Source organism: Micromonospora marina (genome assembly GCF_900091565.1).
In the GTDB taxonomy this organism is placed as follows: domain Bacteria; phylum Actinomycetota; class Actinomycetes; order Mycobacteriales; family Micromonosporaceae; genus Micromonospora; species Micromonospora marina.
Genome location: NZ_FMCV01000002.1, coordinates 268,972 through 288,140 on the forward strand (window position 1 = coordinate 268,972; position 19,169 = coordinate 288,140).

General features: G+C 71.6%; 18 protein-coding genes. 9 read left to right on the top strand and 9 right to left on the bottom strand.

Annotated features, from left to right (window positions below; translation table 11 throughout):
* Positions 1-120: 120 nt before the first annotated feature.
* A complete protein-coding gene (locus GA0070215_RS03845; RefSeq protein ID WP_091041812.1) occupies positions 121-1,581 on the top strand; it encodes a CCA tRNA nucleotidyltransferase in 1,461 nt (486 codons plus the stop codon).
* Between the two features lie 172 nt (positions 1,582-1,753).
* Here the strand turns inward: GA0070215_RS03845 and GA0070215_RS03850 are convergent, their stop codons facing one another.
* The 4 genes from GA0070215_RS03850 to GA0070215_RS03865 are packed head-to-tail and all read right to left on the bottom strand — an operon-like array spanning position 1,754 to position 5,467.
* Complete coding sequence (locus GA0070215_RS03850; RefSeq protein ID WP_018788510.1) at positions 1,754-3,262, bottom strand: flotillin family protein; 1,509 nt, start codon at positions 3,260-3,262, stop codon at positions 1,754-1,756.
* A 27-nt stretch (positions 3,263-3,289) separates the two neighbouring features.
* Positions 3,290-3,832, bottom strand: coding sequence for an NfeD family protein (locus GA0070215_RS03855; RefSeq protein WP_018788509.1), 543 nt, complete (start codon positions 3,830-3,832; stop codon positions 3,290-3,292).
* 31 nt (positions 3,833-3,863) lie between these two features.
* On the bottom strand, positions 3,864-4,961 hold the full coding sequence (locus GA0070215_RS03860) for a TolB family protein (protein ID WP_026268624.1): 1,098 nt from the start codon (positions 4,959-4,961) through the stop codon (positions 3,864-3,866).
* Positions 4,958-5,467, bottom strand: coding sequence for a SigE family RNA polymerase sigma factor (locus GA0070215_RS03865; protein WP_026268623.1), 510 nt, complete (start codon positions 5,465-5,467; stop codon positions 4,958-4,960). The genes GA0070215_RS03860 and GA0070215_RS03865 overlap by 4 nt, the downstream gene beginning before the upstream one ends.
* A 68-nt stretch (positions 5,468-5,535) precedes the next feature.
* On the opposite strand from GA0070215_RS03865, the gene GA0070215_RS03870 reads away from it, so the two are divergent.
* Complete coding sequence (locus GA0070215_RS03870) at positions 5,536-6,015, top strand: methylated-DNA--[protein]-cysteine S-methyltransferase (RefSeq protein ID WP_026268622.1); 480 nt, start codon at positions 5,536-5,538, stop codon at positions 6,013-6,015.
* A gap of 66 nt (positions 6,016-6,081) precedes the next feature.
* Here the strand turns inward: GA0070215_RS03870 and GA0070215_RS03875 are convergent, their stop codons facing one another.
* Together GA0070215_RS03875 and GA0070215_RS03880 are read right to left on the bottom strand one after the other, a co-directional pair.
* Complete coding sequence (locus tag GA0070215_RS03875) at positions 6,082-7,161, bottom strand: inositol-3-phosphate synthase (protein WP_018788505.1); 1,080 nt, start codon at positions 7,159-7,161, stop codon at positions 6,082-6,084.
* A gap of 23 nt (positions 7,162-7,184) precedes the next feature.
* Positions 7,185-7,823, bottom strand: coding sequence for a PadR family transcriptional regulator (locus GA0070215_RS03880; protein ID WP_018788504.1), 639 nt, complete (start codon positions 7,821-7,823; stop codon positions 7,185-7,187).
* Positions 7,824-7,997: 174 nt separating this feature from the next.
* Between GA0070215_RS03880 and GA0070215_RS03885 the strand changes: the two genes are divergently transcribed.
* The 3 genes from GA0070215_RS03885 (at position 7,998) to GA0070215_RS03895 (ending at position 13,170) form a co-directional block, all read left to right on the top strand.
* Entirely contained in the window at positions 7,998-8,444 is a 447-nt protein-coding gene (locus tag GA0070215_RS03885) for a DUF5318 domain-containing protein (RefSeq protein WP_091041816.1), read from the top strand.
* Positions 8,445-8,638: 194 nt separating this feature from the next.
* Positions 8,639-11,491, top strand: a complete 2,853-nt coding sequence (locus GA0070215_RS03890) for a transglycosylase domain-containing protein (protein ID WP_091041819.1) — start codon at positions 8,639-8,641, stop codon at positions 11,489-11,491.
* 122 nt (positions 11,492-11,613) lie between these two features.
* The gene (locus GA0070215_RS03895; RefSeq protein WP_091041823.1) at positions 11,614-13,170 is read left to right on the top strand and encodes a glycosyltransferase family 87 protein; all 1,557 of its coding nucleotides are present in this window, start codon (positions 11,614-11,616) and stop codon (positions 13,168-13,170) included.
* Between the two features lie 22 nt (positions 13,171-13,192).
* Here GA0070215_RS03895 and GA0070215_RS03900 read toward each other — a convergent pair whose 3' ends face one another.
* Both GA0070215_RS03900 and GA0070215_RS03905 read right to left on the bottom strand, forming a co-directional pair.
* Positions 13,193-15,193, bottom strand: a complete 2,001-nt coding sequence (locus GA0070215_RS03900; RefSeq protein WP_091041826.1) for an ABC transporter permease — start codon at positions 15,191-15,193, stop codon at positions 13,193-13,195.
* The gene (locus GA0070215_RS03905; RefSeq protein WP_018788499.1) at positions 15,190-15,972 is read right to left on the bottom strand and encodes a deoxyribonuclease IV; all 783 of its coding nucleotides are present in this window, start codon (positions 15,970-15,972) and stop codon (positions 15,190-15,192) included. The genes GA0070215_RS03900 and GA0070215_RS03905 overlap by 4 nt, the downstream gene beginning before the upstream one ends.
* Positions 15,973-16,605: 633 nt before the next feature.
* On the opposite strand from GA0070215_RS03905, the gene rpsF reads away from it, so the two are divergent.
* The 4 genes from rpsF to rplI all read left to right on the top strand — a co-directional run bounded on the left by rpsF (position 16,606) and on the right by rplI (position 18,248).
* Positions 16,606-16,896, top strand: a complete 291-nt coding sequence (gene rpsF / locus GA0070215_RS03910) for a 30S ribosomal protein S6 (RefSeq protein WP_013289357.1) — start codon at positions 16,606-16,608, stop codon at positions 16,894-16,896.
* An 82-nt stretch (positions 16,897-16,978) separates the two neighbouring features.
* Entirely contained in the window at positions 16,979-17,506 is a 528-nt protein-coding gene (locus GA0070215_RS03915) for a single-stranded DNA-binding protein (RefSeq protein WP_018788497.1), read from the top strand.
* Positions 17,507-17,547: 41 nt separating this feature from the next.
* Positions 17,548-17,787, top strand: coding sequence for a 30S ribosomal protein S18 (gene rpsR, locus GA0070215_RS03920; RefSeq protein WP_013289355.1), 240 nt, complete (start codon positions 17,548-17,550; stop codon positions 17,785-17,787).
* A 14-nt stretch (positions 17,788-17,801) separates the two neighbouring features.
* Entirely contained in the window at positions 17,802-18,248 is a 447-nt protein-coding gene (gene rplI / locus GA0070215_RS03925) for a 50S ribosomal protein L9 (RefSeq protein ID WP_018788496.1), read from the top strand.
* Positions 18,249-18,314: 66 nt separating this feature from the next.
* Here the strand turns inward: rplI and GA0070215_RS28855 are convergent, their stop codons facing one another.
* Complete coding sequence (locus GA0070215_RS28855) at positions 18,315-19,121, bottom strand: hypothetical protein (RefSeq protein WP_244166845.1); 807 nt, start codon at positions 19,119-19,121, stop codon at positions 18,315-18,317.
* Between the last annotated feature and the right edge of the window lie 48 nt (positions 19,122-19,169).

Sequence of the window (19,169 nt, forward strand, 5' to 3'; positions counted from 1 at the left end):
CCAGGGTACGTGGCGACCGGGCCCGGCCGGCCCCGCCCAACCGGAACCTTAGTCAACCCGGACCCGTTACCCGCGCCCGGCGCGGTCGATCCATCTCCGGCCCGATAGGCTGGCGATCCCATGTTCGAAGCCTCCGCCTCCCACGCCGCCGACCGCCGTGAACTGACCGCCGCGCAGCGCACCGCCGTCGCCGAACTCCTCCGAGTCTCACCGGTCGCCGACGAGCTGGGCCGGCGCTTCGCGCAGGCCGGTCACGAACTGCACCTGGTGGGCGGATCCGTCCGCGACGCGCTGCTCGGGCGGCTGGGCAACGACCTCGACTTCTGCACCGACGCCCACCCGGACGAGACCCTCAAGGTCATCCGCGGCTGGGCGGAGTCGATCTGGGAGACCGGACGCGAGTTCGGCACCATCGCCTGCCAGCGCGACGGCCTCAACCTGGAGATCACCACGTTCCGCGCGGAGGTCTACGACCAGGTCAGCCGCAACCCGGTGGTGCAGTACGGCACCAGCCTGACCGAAGACCTCAAGCGCCGCGACTTCACAGTCAACGCGATGGCGGTCAGTCTTCCCGACCACCGGTTCACCGACCCGTACGGCGGGCTGGCCGACCTGGCCGCCAAGATCATTCGTACGCCCGGGACGCCGCAGGAGTCGTTCCGCGACGACCCGCTGCGGATGCTGCGCGCGGCCCGGTTCGCCGCCCAGCTCCGCTTCGCCGTCCACCCGGACGTCCGCGCGGCGATGACCGGCATGGCGGGCGACCTGGACCGGATCACCGCCGAGCGGATCCGGGACGAGTTCACCAAGCTCCTCTGCGGCGCCGACCCGATCACCGGGCTGCGCCTGCTCGTCGACACCGGGCTGGCCGAGCGCTTCCTGCCCGAGCTGACCGGCCTGAAGCTCACCATCGACGAGCACGCCCAGCACAAGGACGTCTACGAGCACACGCTCACGGTGGTCGCCAACGCCATGTCGATGGAGTCCGACGGCTGCGACTTCGTGCTGCGGATGGCCGCGCTGATGCACGACGTCGGCAAGCCCGCCACCAAGGCGGTCGGCGCGGACGGCCGGGTCAGCTTCCACCACCACGAGGTGGTCGGTGCCCGGCTGACCAAGAACCGGATGAAGGCCATGCGCTACTCCAAGGAGATCACCTCCCAGGTGGTCAAGCTGGTCGGGCTGCACCTGCGCTTCTACGGGTACGGCCGGGGCGAGTGGACCGACTCGGCGGTGCGCCGGTACGTCACCGACGCGGGTGACCTGCTGTCCCGGCTGCACAAGCTGACCCGCTCCGACTGCACCACCCGCAACCGGCGCAAGGCGGCCCAGCTCGCGGCCGACTACGACGCGTTGGAGGAGCGGATCGCCCGGATCGCCGCCGAGGAGGACCTGGCCCGGGTCCGGCCCGACCTGGACGGCAACGCGATCATGGAGCTGCTCGGCGTACCGCCGGGACCGGTGGTCGGTCGCGCCTGGCAGCACCTCAAGGAGCTGCGTCTGGAGCGCGGGCCGCTGGACCGCGACGAGGCCGAGGCGGAGCTGCTGCGCTGGGCGCGCGAGGAAGGCATCACCGGCTGAGACAGGCGCCGGCAGCGCCGGCACCAGCCAGCTCGTCGCCGGCCGGACCATCGACTGGAACAGCCCGACCCTCGGCCTGGGTGCCGGCGAGAAGTTCGTCGTCGCCGTGCTCTGACCCGTACCGCAGCGCGACGCCCGCCGGCTCCCCGAGGGGAACCGGCGGGCGGCGTCGTCATCGGGTGACGGCGCTGCCGTCCACCGTGGTCTTGCCGTTGTCCTGCGCGCTGCTGCCCAGCCGCGCCAGCAGTCCGGCCAGGTCGATACCGGTCAGGTCGCTGCCGAGCTGGAGACCCTGGGCGACGTTGCCGGCGACGGACTTGGTGAGCGACGACGCGCCGTCGGTGGAGATCACTGTCATCTTGTCGATCGCGCCGATCGGGGCGCTCGCCGCGCCGACCACCTCGGGCAGCACCTTGACCAGCAGGTCCAGCACGGCCGCCTCGCCGTACGCGGCGAACGCCTCGGCCTTGCGGGCCATCGCGTCGGCCTCGGCCTGGCCCCTGGCGAGGATGGCCGCCGCCTCGGCCTGGCCCTCCCGCTCGACCGCCTCGGCGATCGCGGAACGGCGGCGCTGCTCGGCCTCACCCTCCTTGGCGCCCTCGATCGCGTTCGCCTCGGCCAGCGCGGCCCGGCGGGCCCGCTCGCCCTCGCCGGTGAGGCGGGCCTGTTCGGCGGAGGCCTGCGCGGCGGCGATGGTGGCCTGCCGCTGCGCGTCGGCGGTGAGCACCGCCGCGTTGCGGGCCGCCTCGGCCTCCTGCTCGACCTTGTACCGGGCCGCGTCGGCCGGCTTACGGACCTCGGTGTCGAGCTGGCGCTGCTTCAGCTCGGCGTTGCGCTCGGCCACCTTCTGCTGCTCGGAGAGGATCGCCTGGTCCCGCTCGGCCTGCGCGAGCGGACCGGCCGCTGCCGACTTGGCCTTCGCCGCGTCGATCTCGGCCTGGATGCCTGCCTGCTTGAGCGCCAGGTTCCGGTTCGCCTCGGCGATCGCCTCCTCGGCGAGCAGCCGCTCCTGCTCGGCCTGCTGCCGGGCCCGCGCCTCCGCGATCGCCGCGTCCTTGAGCACCCGGGCCGCCTCCGGCCGGCCCAGATCCTGCAGGTAGGAGCCCTCGGCGAGGATGTCCTGGAGCTGGAACGTGTCAAGCACCAGGCCCTGGTTGGTCATCGAGTGCTCGGCCTCCTCCGCGACCGCGCTGGCGAACGCCGCCCGATCCCGGATGATCTCCTCGACGGTGAGCCGGCCGACGATCGAGCGCAGCGCGCCCGCGAGTACCTCCCGGGTGAAGTTGTCGATCTCCTCCTGCTGGTTCAGGAAGCGCTGGGCGGCGGCGCGGATCGCGTCCTCGGTGCCGCCGACCTTGACGATCGCGACGCCGTGCAGCTCGGTGCGGATGCCCTGCTTGCTCACCGCGCCGCGGATGCTGACGTCGATCCGGCGGCTGGACAGGTCGAGCGACTGGAGCTTCTGCACCACCGGAAGGACGAACACCGAGGCACCGAGCACGACCTTCTGCCCGGACATGTCGGTGGCCCGGCCGCCGTCGGCGGTCTGGGTGGTGCGGCCCTTGCGGCCGGTGACGATGAACGCCTGGTTCGGCCCGGCCACCTTGATCCGGGACAACACGAAGAGGACGAGGACGACGGCGAGGAGGACCGCGCCGCCGATGGCGACGAGCAGGGGCATGGGCGTTCCCGTCTGTGTGGTGGTGTGTCAGTAGGTCTCGACGTACACGCTGGTCTCGCTCAGCGCTTCGACCACGAAGATCCGGGTGCCGACCGGGATCGGCCCGTCGGCGCGGGCGTTGAGCTTCACCGGCTGACCGGCGAGGCGGACCCGCACCTCGCCGTAGCCGCCGCTGGGGATCGGCGTCACCACCAGGCCGATCGCACCGGCCAGATGGTCGCGGGTGGGTGTGGCGTCGGTACGCATGGTGCGGGCCGCGCGGCTGAGCCGCGCCGCCAGCCAGCCGGTGGGCACGGCGGCGAGCGCGCCGCCGGCCACCGCCGCCGCGATCATGCCCGGGGTACGACCCCCGAGCAGCTCGTTGACGATGGCGCCGCCGAAACCGAACGCCCCGGTGAACCCGGCGGCCGCCTCCAGCGACACCGGCCCGTCGACGTCCGGCTGGCCGAGGTGGAGCACTCCCGAGCCGAGCAGGGCGAGAGTCAGCACGCCGACACCGACCCCGCCGATGATCAGGAAGATGAGCGTCCCGGTGGCCATGACCTGCACGGTATCGACGCCGTGCAACATCGACTTCGTTCAGCGGACGTTCAGCGGCGGGTCAGCGCGGCGCGATCGTCACCTCGGCGAGGGAGAAGTCCTCCGGCAGCGGCTGACGCACGAGTTCGCGGCCGGTGGTGTCGGCGAGCACGAAGTCTCGCGACCCGTACGGCCGCCGGTAGAGCAGGCGCTCGTCACCGACCCAGACGACGTCGGCCACCGGCAGCGGGTTCACCACCCGGCCGGTCGCCGCCTCCACGAGCAGCGGCTCCGTCTGCCCCTGCACCGCCACCAGTTTCCCGTCGGGTGACCAGGCCCACGGCCCGGCCGGGTCGCCCGGCAGCGGCTCGAACCGGGTGGGCCGGCCGCTGTCGGCGGCGAAGAACTGGACGCCCCGCCGCAGGTGCCGGGCCGACTCGGACCGGGGACGGCTCAGGTCGGTCTGCTGGAGCAGCACCTCCCGCCCGTCCCGGGTCCAGAGGAAGAAGCAGTAGTCGGTGCAGGGGTAGCGGGTGGTGTCGACGGCGTGGGATCGCGTGGTGCCGTCGGCGCTCAGCACGACGAAACCGGATTGACCGACCCGCTGACTGGTGAATAGCAGGCGGCGGCCGTCCGGCGACCAGTTCGGCGAGCCGAGCGCGCGGCCCGGCTCGTGCCAGCTGGTGGTTCCCCGGGCCAGGTCGACCAGGCCGACCTGCCGGGGCCGGTCGTCGTCCCAAACCGCCACCAGCGAACCGGCGGGCGCGGGCAGGACGGCGTCGTAGCGGGCGTTGCCGACGTACCGGCCGCGTCCCCGGTCGAGCAGGTACGACGGTCCGGCGGCGCCGGTCCGCGCCCGCGTGCCGGTGACCACCCAGTCGCCGGGCAGCACCAGCGGCCCGTCCGCCCAGTCCGGTCCGGGCGCCGACCGGACGACCGGCGACGGGGCGACGGTGACCGGCGCGGTCGGCGGCGGGGTGGGACGCGGACGGAGCAGGACGAACGGCAGGGTCACGGCGACCACTGCGACGAGCGCGGCAGCCGCCGCGCCCGCACGCCTGCGACGGCGCAGCCGGCGGCCCCGGCCGAGTGCGCGCGACGCCAGGTCCGGCGCGGGCGCGGCGCCGTCGGCGAGATCGTGTACGGCCGTCCGGAGCGTCTCGTCCAGTGACGTGCTCATCGGGTCACCTCCGTCCGGTTCGTCAGCCCGTCGAGTCCCGGTACCAGCTTCCGGAGCCGGGCCAGCGCCTTGGTGCTCTGGCTGGCCACGGTGCCGGGGCGGCAGCCGAGCAGCGCGGCCGTCTGCTCGACGCTCAGGTCCTCCAGATAGCGCAGGGTGAGCACGGCGCGCTGGCGGGGCGGCAGTGCCCGTAGCGCGTCGCGTACCAGCAGCCGCAGGTCGCTGTCGTCGCCGGCGGCCGGTCGCTCCGGCAGCTCGGCCACCGGCACCTCCGCCCGCCGCGCCCGCCGCCGCCAGCCGGAGACCTGGTCGTGGTAGAGGATCCGCTTCACGTAGGGCTCCGCGTCGCCGTGGATCCGTGGCCACCGGACGTACGCCTTGGCCAGCGCGTTCTGCAGCAGATCCTCCGCCGCGTGCTGGCTGCCGGCCAGCGCGTACGCGACCCGCAGCAGGGCCGCTCCCCGCTCGTTGACGAACGCGGTGAACTCCCCGTCGACCTCTGCCACCGTGCACCTCCGCATCTCCAGACGCTCGGGGCGGGGAAATCTTTGCCCGCCGCGCCACAATGGGTGACATGCGCTGGACCGTGCTCGACTCACCGATCGGGGAGTTCTCCGTCGGCACCGACGACGACGCGGTGCGCGGCGCGCACTTCGGCCGGGTGGACGGGGCGTCCGGCGAGCCCGGCGACGCGGTGGCCCGGTTGGCGGTGGCGGAGCTGCGGGCGTACTTCGCCGGCGAGCTGACCGAGTTCACGGTGCCGGTGTCGGCGCCCCGCGGCTCGGAGTTCGAGCGCGCGGTGTGGCGGGAGATGACCCGCATCCCGTACGGGGAGACGAGCACGTACGGCGAGGTGGCGAAGGCGGTCGGTGACCCGGGAGGCGCGCGGGCGGTCGGGGTGGCCTGCAACCGCAATCCGGTGCCGGTGATCGTGCCCTGTCACCGGATCGTCGGCGCGGGCGGCAAGCTGGTCGGCTTCGGTGGCGGGCTGCCGCGCAAGGTGACGCTGCTGGAGATGGAGGCGTCGGTGGCGCTGCGGCGAGCCTGGTCCTGACGTACGCGAAGGAGGAAGGCCGGGTCCGCGCGGACCCGGCCTTCCTCCTTGTGCTGGTACGGCGCGTCAGCGCTCGATCTCGCCGGCGATGAACGCCTCGACGGCGGCGTGCGCATCGTGGTCGGCGTACTGCTCCGGCGGGGACTTCATGAAGTACGAGGAGGCGGAGAGGATCGGGCCGCCGATCTTCCGGTCCAGCGCGATCTTCGCGGCGCGGACGGCGTCGATGATGACACCGGCCGAGTTCGGCGAGTCCCACACCTCGAGCTTCAGCTCCGCGTTCAGCGGGGTGTCACCGAAGGAGCGGCCCTCCAGGCGGATGTACGCCCACTTGCGGTCGTCCAGCCACGGCACGTGGTCGGACGGGCCGATGTGCACGTCGCTCTTGCTCATCTCGTGCGGGATCTGGGACGTCACCGACTGGGTCTTCGAGATCTTCTTCGAGACCAGGCGGTTGCGCTCCAGCATGTTCATGAAGTCCATGTTGCCGCCGAAGTTGAGCTGGTACGTGCGCAGCAGCTCGACCCCGCGGTCCTCGAAGAGCTTCGCCAGGGCGCGGTGCACGATGGTGGCGCCGACCTGGCTCTTGATGTCGTCGCCGACGATCGGCAGACCGGCGTCGGTGAACTTCTTCGCCCACTCCGGGTCGGAGGCGATGAAGACCGGCAGGGCGTTCACGAACGCGCAGCCGGCGTCGATCGCGGCCTGGGCGTAGAACTTGTCGGCCTCCTCGGAGCCCACCGGGAGGTAGGAGACGACCACGTCGACCTGCGCGTCGCGCAGCGCCTGCGCCACGTCGACCGGCTTGGCGTCCGACTCCTCGACGATCTCGCGGTAGTACTGACCGAGACCGTCGTAGGTCGGGCCGCGCTGCACGGTGACGCCGGTCGGCGGCACGTCGCAGAGCTTGATCGTGTTGTTCTCGCTGGCGACGATCGCCTCCGCGAGGTCCATGCCCACCTTCTTGGCGTCCACGTCGAACGCCGCGACGAACTTCACGTCCGAGACGTGGTAGTCGCCGAAGGTGACGTGCATGAGACCCGGGACGCGGTCGTTCGGGTCGGCGTTCCGGTAGTACTCCACGCCCTGTACGAGCGACGAGGCGCAGTTACCCACACCGACGATGGCGACGCGGACGGAGCCCATAGCGTCTGCCTCCTTCTTCTTCATCACGGCCGCTCTGTCCTGGACGTTCCAGGCGTGGGCGGGCTGTCGTTGTCTCCTCGGCCACCGGCCGTCCCGGGTCGCGGGTCGGCCGGGGCCCGGCCGGAGCGCTCGTTGGCGATGAGCTCCTCCAGCCAGCGGACCTCGCGCTCACAGGCGTCGAGCCCGTGGCGTTGCAGTTCCAGGGTGTACGCGTCGAGTCGCTCGGCTGCCCGGCCGAGCACGTCACGAAGACCTTCGCGACGTTCCTCGATCTTGCGACGACGACCTTCCAGGATCCGGAGCCGGGTGGCCTGGTCGGTCCGGGCGAAGAACGCGAAGTGCACGCCGAAGCCCGTGTCGTCGTACGTCTCGGGTCCAGCCTGCGCTATGAGCTGGGCGAAGCGTTCCTTGCCCTCCGCGGTGATGGTGTAGACCACCCGACCGCGTCGGCTGGTCAGCGCGGGAACCTCCTCGGCGGTCGCGGGTGTCTCGGCGGCTTCGGTGATCCATCCCGCCGCCTGCAGCCGGCGCAGGGTCGGGTAGAGCGAGCCGTAGCTGATCGCCGCCCGGATGGCGCCGAGCTTGGCGGTCAGCTCCTTGCGCAGCTCGTAGCCGTGCATCGGCGCCTCCTGCAGGAGGCCGAGGACGGCGAGTTCGAGCACGGGCCATCCCTACTTTCCCCCTGCGCGGAGCACTAACCACCGCGATGTATCGGACCGATACATCGCACGTTAGCGGAGAGGTGAGGGTGGGGCAAACCCCTGCTTGTGCGACGCGTCCATCACGCATCGTGACCATGGTCGCCTGGGTCCGCGGGAGCGCGTACCCTTTGCCGCATGCGTACGTCTCGCCAGGTCGTCGACTACTCGCTTCAGAAGCGGGCTGTGCTGCGCGAACTCCTCGCCGGGCGGATCGGCACGTACGACGTCTGCGACGCCTCGCCGTACCTGAAGAACGCTGCTCGTTTCCACGGCGAGCCGACCGACCACCGCTGCCCGATCTGCCGCAGCGAGAACCTGATCCACGTCCACTACATTTACGGTGACGAACTCAAGCAGTCGGCCGGCCAGGCGCGTACCCGGGCCGAGTTGCCCGTCCTGGCCATGACGCTGCGTGAGTTCCAGGTGTTCGTGGTGGAGGTCTGCCCCGGCTGCGACTGGAACCATCTCGTCGAGCAGTTCCTGCTCGGCCGGGACGGTCTCGCGGGCGAGGCGGAGGGCGCGGGCGAGTCGGTCGCGGCCAACGGCTCCACCCCTCGGCGAAGGCGAGAGGCGCAACGGTGAACGCGGCTGTCCCGATCGCTGCCGGCCCATTCCCCGGGCGGCAGGATCGACAGCTTTCAAGCGTAAATAGTCCGAATAGATCGGATTTGACGGGCGCGCGCCGGTACCGCCGGCGGGTAACGTCCCGTGTTCCAGCTCACGGCAACCCGGTGGCGGCGCCCCCGCGTCCCACCGCGACCGGCAGGGTGTGAGGAATGAACTACGGCGATCCCAGTTCTTCGCGTGGGCGGGCCCAGATCCCGGGCCCGAACGGCGACCCCGGTTCCGAAGGGAACTGGGGTGGGAACGGTTGGTCCGGCGCGGCGGAGGGCGGCGCCTCGGCGCGCGCCTCCGTGTCACCGTACGGCGCGGGTGGCCGGGCTTCGGTCGGCGGCGCCGCTCCGGTACCGCGCGCAGCGGCCGGCTCGGCCCCGGTGGGCCGGGCCGGCACAGGCGGCCGCGCCTCGGTGCCCGTCTCTCCGGCACCCGGCGCCTCCGGACGCGCCGGCGCCGGCCGGGCGTCGGTGCCGGTCTCCCCGGCACCCGGCGCCTCCGGACGCGCGGGCGCCGGCCGGGCGTCGGTGCCCGTGTCCCCGGCGGCTCCGGCGGGACGCGCCTCGGTGGGCGCGGCGAGCGTGGGCGCGGCGGCGGTAGGCGGGCGGGCGAGCGTGGGTGGACGCGCGAGCGTGGGCGCGGCAGCTGTCGGTGGCCGCGCCCGGGTGCCCGGCGCCGCCGGTGGCGGCCCCGGTGGTCCCGGCGGTCCGGCCGGTCCCGGCCGGCGTGGCCGCGGCGAGGACCCGGCGCGGGCGAAGAAGCGCCGCCGGATCAACATGCTGATCGCCGGCTTCGCCGTGTTCATCATGCTCGCCGGCATCGGTGTGGTGAGTTTCACCTGGTACTCCACCAAGGTGGTGCTCCCGCAGGACACCATCCCGCCGCTGTCGACCACCATCTACGACTCGACCGGCAAGACCGCCATCGCCCGGATCGGCGACCAGAACCGCCAGCTCGTCACCATCGACCAGATCCCGGAGCACGTCCAGCACGCGGTCGCCGCGGCGGAGGACCGGAACTTCTACAAGCACTCCGGTGTGGACTACAAGGGCATCGCCCGCGCCGCGTGGAACAACCTCACCGGCGGCGACAAGCAGGGCGCCTCGACCATCACCCAGCAGTACGCGCGCAACGCGTTCGAGAACCTGAACCAGGACACGTACGGCCGCAAGGTGAAGGAGGCGATCCTCGCCTCCAAGCTGAACGACAAGTACGACAAGCGCGTGATCATGCAGCACTACCTGAACGTCATCTACTTCGGCCGCGGCGCGTACGGCATCCAGGCGGCGTCGCAGACGTACTTCAAGAAGAACGTCGACAAGCTGACCGTGGCGGAGGCCGCGGTGCTGGCGGCACTGATCAAGCAGCCGGAGCCGAGCGCCACCCATCAGGGCTACGACCCGGCGATCAACCCGACCGCCGCGCTGGACCGGTGGAACTACGTGATCAACGGCATGATCACGGAGAAGTGGCTTGATGCGCCGAACACGCCGGCGCACCCCACCGAGTACCCGAAGAACATCGCGAAGCCGACGAAGAACAGCGGCGGCGGCTTCGGCATCGACACCCCGTACGGCAACATCGTCAACTACGTCTCGCAGGAACTGCGCGAGATGAAGCTCTGCACCGACAACGAGGCCGAGGCGACCGAGAAGAAGCCGCTGTGCGCCAAGGCACTGAGCCGCGGCGGCTACAAGATCACCACGACGATCAACCGGAAGATGCAGGAGGCGGCGCTCGCCGCGGCCCAGCGGGCCAAGAAGGGCTCCGAGCTTGCCGGCCAGCCGTCGAACCTGATGGCCGCCGTGGTGGCCATCGATCCGCAGAACGGCCGGGTGCTCGCCTACTACGGCGGTGACAACGGCACCGGCACCGACTACGCCGGGAAGAACGTCGACAACGGCGTGGTCAGCGGCGGGCACTCGCCGGGTTCGAGCTTCAAGATCTACACCCTCGCCGCGGCGCTCAAGGAAGGCATCTCGCTCAAGTCCCGGTGGAAGGGCGAGGGGTTCACGCCGAAGGGCACCGAGTTCAAGGTCAGCAACGCCGGCGCGGACAAGGTCTCCTGCCGAAACTCCTGCACACTGGAGCTCTCGACGCTGAAGTCGCTGAACGTGCCGTTCTACTACATCACCGAGCAGATCGGCCCGGACAAGGTGCTCGACATGGCCAAGCAGGCCGGCGTCACCACCATGTGGCAGACCGACACCAACCCGGCCAAGGCGCACGACCTGACCAAGGCCGACCCGAAGGACCTCGCGCCGTCGCCGTTCTTCCACGTCCTCGGCTACGGGCAGTACCCGATCACCGTGCTCGACCACGCCAACGGCGTTGCCACCTTCGCCAACCAGGGCGTCTACCACAAGGCGCACTTCGTCCGGAAGGTGGAGAAGCAGAACCCGGACACCGGCAAGTGGGACACGCTCGGCGGGGAGCAGCTCAATGGGCAGGAACGGATTGACCCGGACATCGTCGCCGACGTCACCTCCGTGCTGAAGCAGTATCCGGGCCAGATCAACAAGAAGCTCGAGGACGGCCGGCAGGTCGCCGAGAAGACCGGCACCTGGGAACTCGGCGACAAGACGACAGCCAACGGTGACGCCTGGATGATCGGCTACACACCTCAGCTCGCCACCGCGGTCTGGGTCGGCAACGTCAAGGACCGCAAGGCGATCAAGTACAAGGACGGCCGGGACATCAGCGGCGCCCGGATGCCGGGTGACATCTTCCAGCGCTTCATGAACGACGCGCTCAAGGGCGAGGACAAGGAGGAGTTCCCGCCGGCCGCGAACGTCGGCGAGGACGACACCGGCAACGGCGAGGCGCCCGCGCCGCCGCCGACCGAGCCCGGTCAGCCGGGCGGCCCGAACTGCGACCCGCTGGGCCTGTTCTGCCCCGGTGGCACGCCCGGCGGCGGCGACCAGAGGGGCGACAACCCCGGCGGCGGCGGACGTCCCGGTGGAGGCGGTGGCGGCGGGCTGCTACCGAGCACACCACCGACACGACAGAACTGACGCACACCACCCGACGGCGGCGGCCGGACCCGAGCGGTCCGGCCGCCGCCGCGTTTCGCGTACCGGAATTTCTCCGCGCGCGACGGGACGGCGACCCCCGCTGTACGGCAGGATGCCTCTCCATGAGCACCCAGTCGCCCGCAGGCATCGATGAGCCCGGCGCGTCCGAGGCGGCGCCACGATCCGGGGAGACGGCGGACCACCCGTCCCGCTCGGACTGGTTCGTCCGGGGCACCTCCGGTCTGATCGGCGGGCCGCTCGGCGACCACGCCGTCGCCCTGGATCGGCCCGCCGGCCGGGAGAGCCGGTTCTGGACCGCGAGCCGGATCGTGCTGGCCCTGGTGTGCCTGACGCTGGCCCTGCACTGGGTGCAGAAGTCGCCCTGCCAGGACGGCGCCTGGCAGAACAACATCCAGTACACCCGGATGTGCTACACCGACGTGCTGGCGCTCTACTACGCCGAAGGGCTCAACGAGGGCAAGGTCCCCTACGCCGACCACCCGGTGGAGTACCCGGTGCTGACCGGCTACTTCATGGGCGCGCTCGGCCTGCCCGTGCACGCCCTCGGCGCCGACAACCCCGGCATCAACCAGGGCCAGTGGTTCTACAACCTCAACGCGCTGGTGCTCGGCGCGCTCGCGGTCGCCACCGTCGCGGTGATCCTCAGCCTGCGCCGACGACGACCCTGGGACGCCGCGTTGTTCGCGTTGTCCCCGGCGCTCGTGCTCACCGCCACCGTCAACTGGGACCTGCTCGCCATCGGCCTGGCCGCGTTCGGCCTGCTGGCCTGGGCGCGCGCCCGGCCCGACCGGTACGCGCTGCTACTGCCCGGCGTGGCAGGCGTCCTCATCGGCCTGGGCGGCGCGGCCAAGATGTGGCCGCTGTTCCTCCTCGGCCCGATCCTGGTCCTCGCGTTGCGCACCGGCAAGATCGCGGCCGGGCTCGTCGCCACGGCGACCGCGCTGGTGACGCTCGTGGCGGTGAACCTGCCGGTGGCGATCCCGTACCGGGAGAACTGGGAACGCTTCTTCGACCTGAACACCACACGCCCGATCGACTGGGGCACGCTCTGGTACATCGGCCGCTACCTGGACGGCCGGATCAGCCCGTCCGCACCCGGTGAACTCGGGCCCTTCGAGTGGCTCAACGCGAACATTCCCACCCTCAACTGGCTGTCGTACCTGCTGTTCGGCCTGGCCTGCCTCGGCGTGGCCGGGCTGGCGCTGCTCGCGCCGCGCCGCCCCCGGCTGGCCCAGCTCGCCTTCCTGGTGGTCGCCGCGTTCCTCATCTTCAGCAAGGTGTGGTCCCAGCAGTTCGTGCTCTGGCTGCTGCCGCTCGCGGTGCTCGCCCGGCCGCGCTGGGGCGCGTTCCTGGCCTGGCAGGTCGCCGAAGCCGGCTACTTCGCCGCGTTCTACGGCGAACTGCTCGGCACGGCCATGTCCCGGCCGGTCTTCCCCGAGGGCGTCTTCGTGCTGGCGTCGAGCCTGCGCCTGATCACCGTGGCGGTGCTCTGCGGGTTCGTGATCCGGGACATCATGCGGCCCGAACTGGACGCGGTCCGGCACACCTACGCCGACGACCCGGACGGCGGCGTGCTCGACGGCGCGCCCGACGCGCCCTGGCACCAGCGCTGGCGGGCGCGCGCCGCCGAACGGCCCGCCGAACCCGTCTCGGTGTGACCGGGGCGGTCGTCTCCCCGGTCTACAGCCGGAACACGACCGCCTCGCCGACCTGCTCCCGGGTCACGCCCGGCGTGTCGACCGGCCGGTCGAGCATCCCCTCCCACGGGGTGCCCGCCAGCTCGTCGCGCAACACCACCACGTTCTTCACGCCGATCTGCCGCAGGTAGTCGACGCTCGCGTAGTCCGGAAAGCTGACTGTCGCCTCGCGGATTTGGGCCTGCGAACGCGGCGTGAAACCGCTGCCGCCGTTTACCATCGGCTGGAACCGGTCGGTGGACCAGAGCATCACCGGCTGGTCGAGGTTCTGGCTGCTCGGCAGCACCAGCATCGGGCCGTCCACGGTCCGCATCGCCGCCGGCTGCCGCGGCACCACCGGCTGCGGTGTGGCATTCAGCCCTTCCACGAGGACCAGCGCCAGCGGCAGCAGGGTGGCCAGGCGCAGCCACGGGCCCGGCCACGGCGGCACCCGCTCGGCGGCCAGCTCGCGTACCCGCATGCAGAACGCGGTGACCGCGCCGGCCGCGAGCAGACCCAGCAGCAGCGTGGTCCACAGCATCATCCGGCCCGGCGTGCGCAGCCCGCTCCACCCCGGCAGGTAGTCGAAGAGCGGCGCGTAGGTGAACCGGCCGCCGAAGAACCGCGTCCCCATCGCCAGCGCCATCGTCACGAGCACGCCGGCGAGCAGGAAGATCCGGTGCCGGATCCGCCAGACCGAGAAGAACAGGCCACCGGCGGCGAGCGCGTAGAGCACGAAACCCGGCAGCAGCGTCATCTCCGGGTGCCAGGGCAACACGGCGCGGGCGCCCTCGTGCAGCCCGCCCCAGACCCGCGACTCGGCGGGCGCGGTGAAGAACCCGCTCGCCGGCGGCGAGTAGAGACCGATGTCCCCGAGCGTCCGCTCCGCGTTCGGGTGCAGCTCGGCAACCGTGAAGTACGGCACGGCCAGCGCCGCGCCCACCGCGGCGAAGACGAGCCCACCGAACAGGTCGGCCAGGAACAGCCGCCGGCCGAACGGTCGCTTCACCCGGCGCCGCCGCACGAACCACAGCACCACCGCGACCAGGCCGGTCCCGGCCAGCATGTACGCGAACGGCAGCCCGATGCCGAACCCCAGGCTGAGCTGCCACGCGGCCACCAGCCACCCGGCGAACGCCCAGCCCGCGTGCCGGCGGCGCGGCCGGTAGCCGTACCGCAACGACCAGCCGTGACCTCGGGCCAGCATGGCCAGCGCCAGCGGGATGCCGCCGTTTGAGAGGATGTGCAGGTGCCCGGCCTGGGCCAGCAGCCACGGCGCGTAGGCGAAGCTCGCCCCCGCCACCGCGCCGCCGATGCGGCCCGCGCCGAGCTGCCGGGCCAGCACGTACGCGCCGAACGCGGCCAGCGCGTGCGCCAACACGAACATGATGTTGTAGCGCAGCACGGCGTGCTCCGGGCCGACCCCGATCAGGCCGGCCGGGGCGTACCCGAGGAGCGTGTCGGAGAAGGCGAAGCTCCAGTTCTCCGGATAGAACGAGTTCGCGTGCCACAGCATCGCCGGGTCGGTCCGCAGGATGTGCCCGGACCACGCCATCTGCCACGCCTGCAGGCTCGGATCCCAGTAGTCCTGCGGCAGCGTGTGCCGCGGATAGCGCAGCGTGGGCCAGGTCATCGCCGCAGCCAGCGCCAGCGCGGCGAGGGCGGCGAGCGTCCACTCGTGCACCAGGAACCGGCCGACCGCGCGGACGCAGCGGCGGGCCCGGCCGAGCACCGGCTCCGGCGCGGGCCCGAACGCGGACCAGGGATCGGCGGGCTCGTCGCCGGCCGTACCCGTGGTGTTCTCGTCTGCGCTCGCGGCCTTCTCGGCGGCGGCGTCTGCGCCGTCGCCGCCCTTCGTCGGGGCGTCACCCTTGTCGGCGGACTCGTCCGCGGTGCCGGCCTCGGGACCGGCGTCCGCCTTGCCGGTGTCCGCCGTGCCGGTCGACTCGGCCTTGCCGTGGCCTGCCTTGCCGTCGCCTGCCTTGCCGGACTGGTCGGTCGTCACGCCGTCGCGCCCAACTGCCCGCGCAGGAACGCGATGTCGGCCGCCTGGCCCTCGACGCCGCCGGGGGTCTCCACGATCACCGGCGCGCCGGCCGCGCGGATCACCGCCACCAGCAGCTCCGGGTCGATGGTGCCGCCGGTCAGGTTGTCGTGCCGGTCCTGACCGGAGTTGAACGCGCCCTTGGAGTTGTTCGCGTGGACCAGGTCGATCCGGCCGGTGATCGCCTTCACCCGGTCGACCAGGCCCAGCAGTTCCTCGCCGCCCGCGTACGCGTGGCAGGTGTCCAGGCAGAAGCCGACCTCGTGGTCGCCGAGCGCGTCCCAGAGCCGGGCCAGGGAGTCGAGGTGCCGGGCGCAGGCGTTGTCGCCACCGGCGGTGTTCTCGATCAGCACCGGCAGCGGGAAGCCGCCGGAGTCAGCCGCGTACGCGAAGGTCTTGCGCCAGTTGTCGAAGCCGACGGCGACGTCGTGGCCGGCGTTGACGTGGCCGCCGTGCACGATCAGCCCCCTGGCCCCGACGTCGGCCGCGGCGGTGGCGTGGGCGAGCAGCAGCTTGCGGCTGGGGATGCGGATCCGGTTGTTCAGCGTGGCCACGTTGATCACGTACGGCGCGTGCACGTAGAGGTCGACGTCGGCGGAACGAAGGCGCTCGGCGTCCTCGCGCGGCTTCGGGGCCTTCCAGCCCTGCGGGTCGGCCAGGAAGAACTGGACCGCCTCGGCCTGCCGGGCGGTCGCCTCGGCCAGCGGGTCGGTCGGATCGACGTGGGCTCCGATTCGCATGCAGGGCAGCCTACGTCGCGCCTGCGACGGTCGGCGCGCTCGCGGGAGGCGCCCGGCGGGTCGGACGCGTCACCACCCGGCCCGGCGGTCGTTGTCCGAGGTGGGATCGATGGTCGACGCTCCGCCCGCACGTGGTCCACAGCACGGACGGGCGAGGGTGGACCCCCGGAAACGGGACGCCCCGCCGTGCGGCCCGGCACTGCGGGGCGGGATCCACTCGTCACCCGGTACGGGAGACCGGCAGTAGGACCAATTCCTCCATTTACCCCAAGTGGTGACGAGAGCCATTGTATGGTCAGACCAGGTGACAACACGATAAAGCTCCGCGGGGCGTCTTCGATCCAACCTCATCGGTGTGGTCGTTCCTCCCCAGGTCCCACCCAAGGAATGCGGACGGGACGCCCCGCGGTCCCGTGGACAGGGGTCCACCTGCCGGCTCGCCGGAGGTGGGCCCCTGTCGCCGCACCCGGCACACCGGGGCCGCCCGCCCGGCCATGATCGTCCGGACCGGCTATCCTGGTCCGGTTGTCCGCGTGTCCGGCCGGGTTCCCCCGGCAGCGGCGCGGGCAACGACGCACGACCTCCTGCCACGGAAGGACCGTGGCCGCTTAGCCCACAGGAGGTGAGCACGTCTTGCGTCATTACGAAGTCATGGTGATCCTCGACCCCAGCCTCGAGGAGCGCACCGTCGCCCCGTCGCTCGACACGTACCTGAACGTGATCCGGACCGCGGGTGGCTCGGTGGAGAAGACCGACGTGTGGGGCCGCCGGCGCCTCGCGTACGAGATCAACAAGAAGGCCGAGGGCATCTACGCCGTCATCGACCTCCAGGCGACGCCGGAGGCCGTTGGCGAGCTGGACCGTCAGCTCCGACTCAACGAGTCGGTGCTGCGCACCAAGGTCATCCGCCCGGAGATGCGCTGAGCATCTAGACCCGGCACGTCCGGATCACAAGCCTCATCCACGCTGTCGTACGGCTCTGAGAGCCTCAACGGCACAAAGATGAGTGCGCGAGGAGATGGTCATGGCAGGAGACACCACCATCACGGTCATCGGCAACCTGACCGATGACCCCGAGTTGCGATTCACCCCCTCCGGTGCGGCGGTCGCCAAGTTCCGGGTCGCTTCGACGCCCCGCTTCATGGACAAGGCCTCCGGCGAGTGGAAGGACGGCGAGCCGCTGTTCCTCTCGTGCACGGTCTGGCGCCAGGCCGCCGAGAACGTCGCCGAGTCGCTGCAGCGCGGCGCTCGCGTGATCGTGTCCGGCCGACTGCGCCAGCGGTCGTACGAGACCCGCGAGGGTGAGAAGCGCACCGTCATCGAGCTGGAGGTCGACGAGATCGGCCCGTCGCTGCGCTACGCCACGGCGAAGGTGCAGAAGATGTCCCGCTCCGGTGGCGGTGGCGGCGGCTTCGGTGGTGGTGGCGGCCAGGGCGGCGGCGGAGGCAACTTCGACGACCCCTGGGCCTCTGCTGCCCCGGCCCCCTCCCGCGGTGGTTCGGGCGGAAACTTCGACGAGGAGCCTCCGTTCTGATGGCGCCGAGCGCCCGCGATCGCAAACCAGGAGCACGAGCAATGGCTAAGGCTGCGGCACTGCGCAAGCCGAAGAAGAAGGTGAACCCGCTCGACAAGGACGGGATCACCTACATCGATTACAAGGACACCGCGCTGCTGCGCAAGTTCATCTCCGACCGCGGCAAGATCCGCGCTCGGCGGGTGACCGGCGTCACGTCGCAGCAGCAGCGGCAGATCGCCCGTGCGGTCAAGAACGCCCGCGAGATGGCGCTCCTGCCGTACACGGCCACGACCCGCTGAGAGGAGGCACGGACATGAAGATCATCCTGACTCAGGAGGTGTCCGGCCTCGGCTCTCCGGGCGACATCGTCGAGGTCAAGGACGGCTTCGGCCGTAACTACCTGCTGCCGCAGGGCTTCGCGATCGCCTGGACCAAGGGCGCGGAGAAGCAGGTCACGGTCATCAAGCGGGCCCGCTCGGCCCGCGAGATCCGCGACCTCGGCCACGCCACCGAGGTCAAGACCCAGGTCGAGGGTCTGAAGGTCAACCTGAAGGCCCGCGCCGGCGACGGCGGGCGGCTCTTCGGCTCGGTCACCCCGGCCGAGATCGTCGACGCCGTCAAGGCCGCCGGCGGCCCGACCCTGGACCGCCGCCGGCTGGAGCTGCCCGGCCACATCAAGGCGCTCGGCTCCTACCCGGTGAGCATCCGGCTGCACCCCGAGGTGACCGCCAAGTTCGACCTGAACGTGGTCAAGGGCTGACACCCGAAGCACGACGCGAAAGGCCCGCACCGGTCGCCGGTGCGGGCCTTTCCGCATCCTCGCCGCTCAACCGAGCGGATTACCCGTCACCGCGCTGATCACCACGGTGGACAGGCCACCACCCACCACCGCCGCCGCCAGCGCCACGGTCGCCGACCGCCACGTCGTCCCGACCTGCCGCAGCAACACCGCCACCACCAGACTGCTCACCATCGCCAACCCGAACCGCGGCGCCGCCGACACCAACGAATCCAGCGCATGCGCACGCGGCGGGTCACACCCACCACCGGTGATGTCGGTGACACACCCCGCCGGAGGCTGACCGCTCAGGAACAGCAGACCGACCACGAGCAGCACCGCCGGAACCAGATAGCAGGCCGCCGTGTAGAACAGCGGCCGCAATGGACCACCCGGATCCGGGTCGAGCAGGTCGTCCTCCAGCCGCCGGCCCCACGAGCCGCCGCCGATCGTCTCCACCCGCCGCCGTAACGTCGACGCCGCCGGCTCCACCGGGCGACGGTGCGGCACCGTACGCGCACGCGGCGCCGAGTAAGCCACCGCAGGCGAACGCGGAGCCGTCGACGGCGACTCCATCCACCGGGGGTCGTCACCGGACAGCCGGGTACCCGACCAGAACGCCTCGGCCCGCGCCGGTGACGCCCAGCCCTCCCGCACCGGCGGCGCCGAACGGCCCCACGGATCTGGCTCCGCGTACCGGCCGTCGGCGTGCCGCACCGGCTCCAGGAAACCGGTGTCGGTGAACCGGTCCCACTCACCCGTGTGCTCCGTACGGTCCCAGCGGCTCGCGGGCACCGGCCGCTCCCAGGCGTGCACGCCCGACGCCTCCCACGGATCGACAGCGGGTGGCTCCACCGGCTCACGCTCGGCGCCCCGGCGGCGCTGCCACGGATCCGCCGCCGC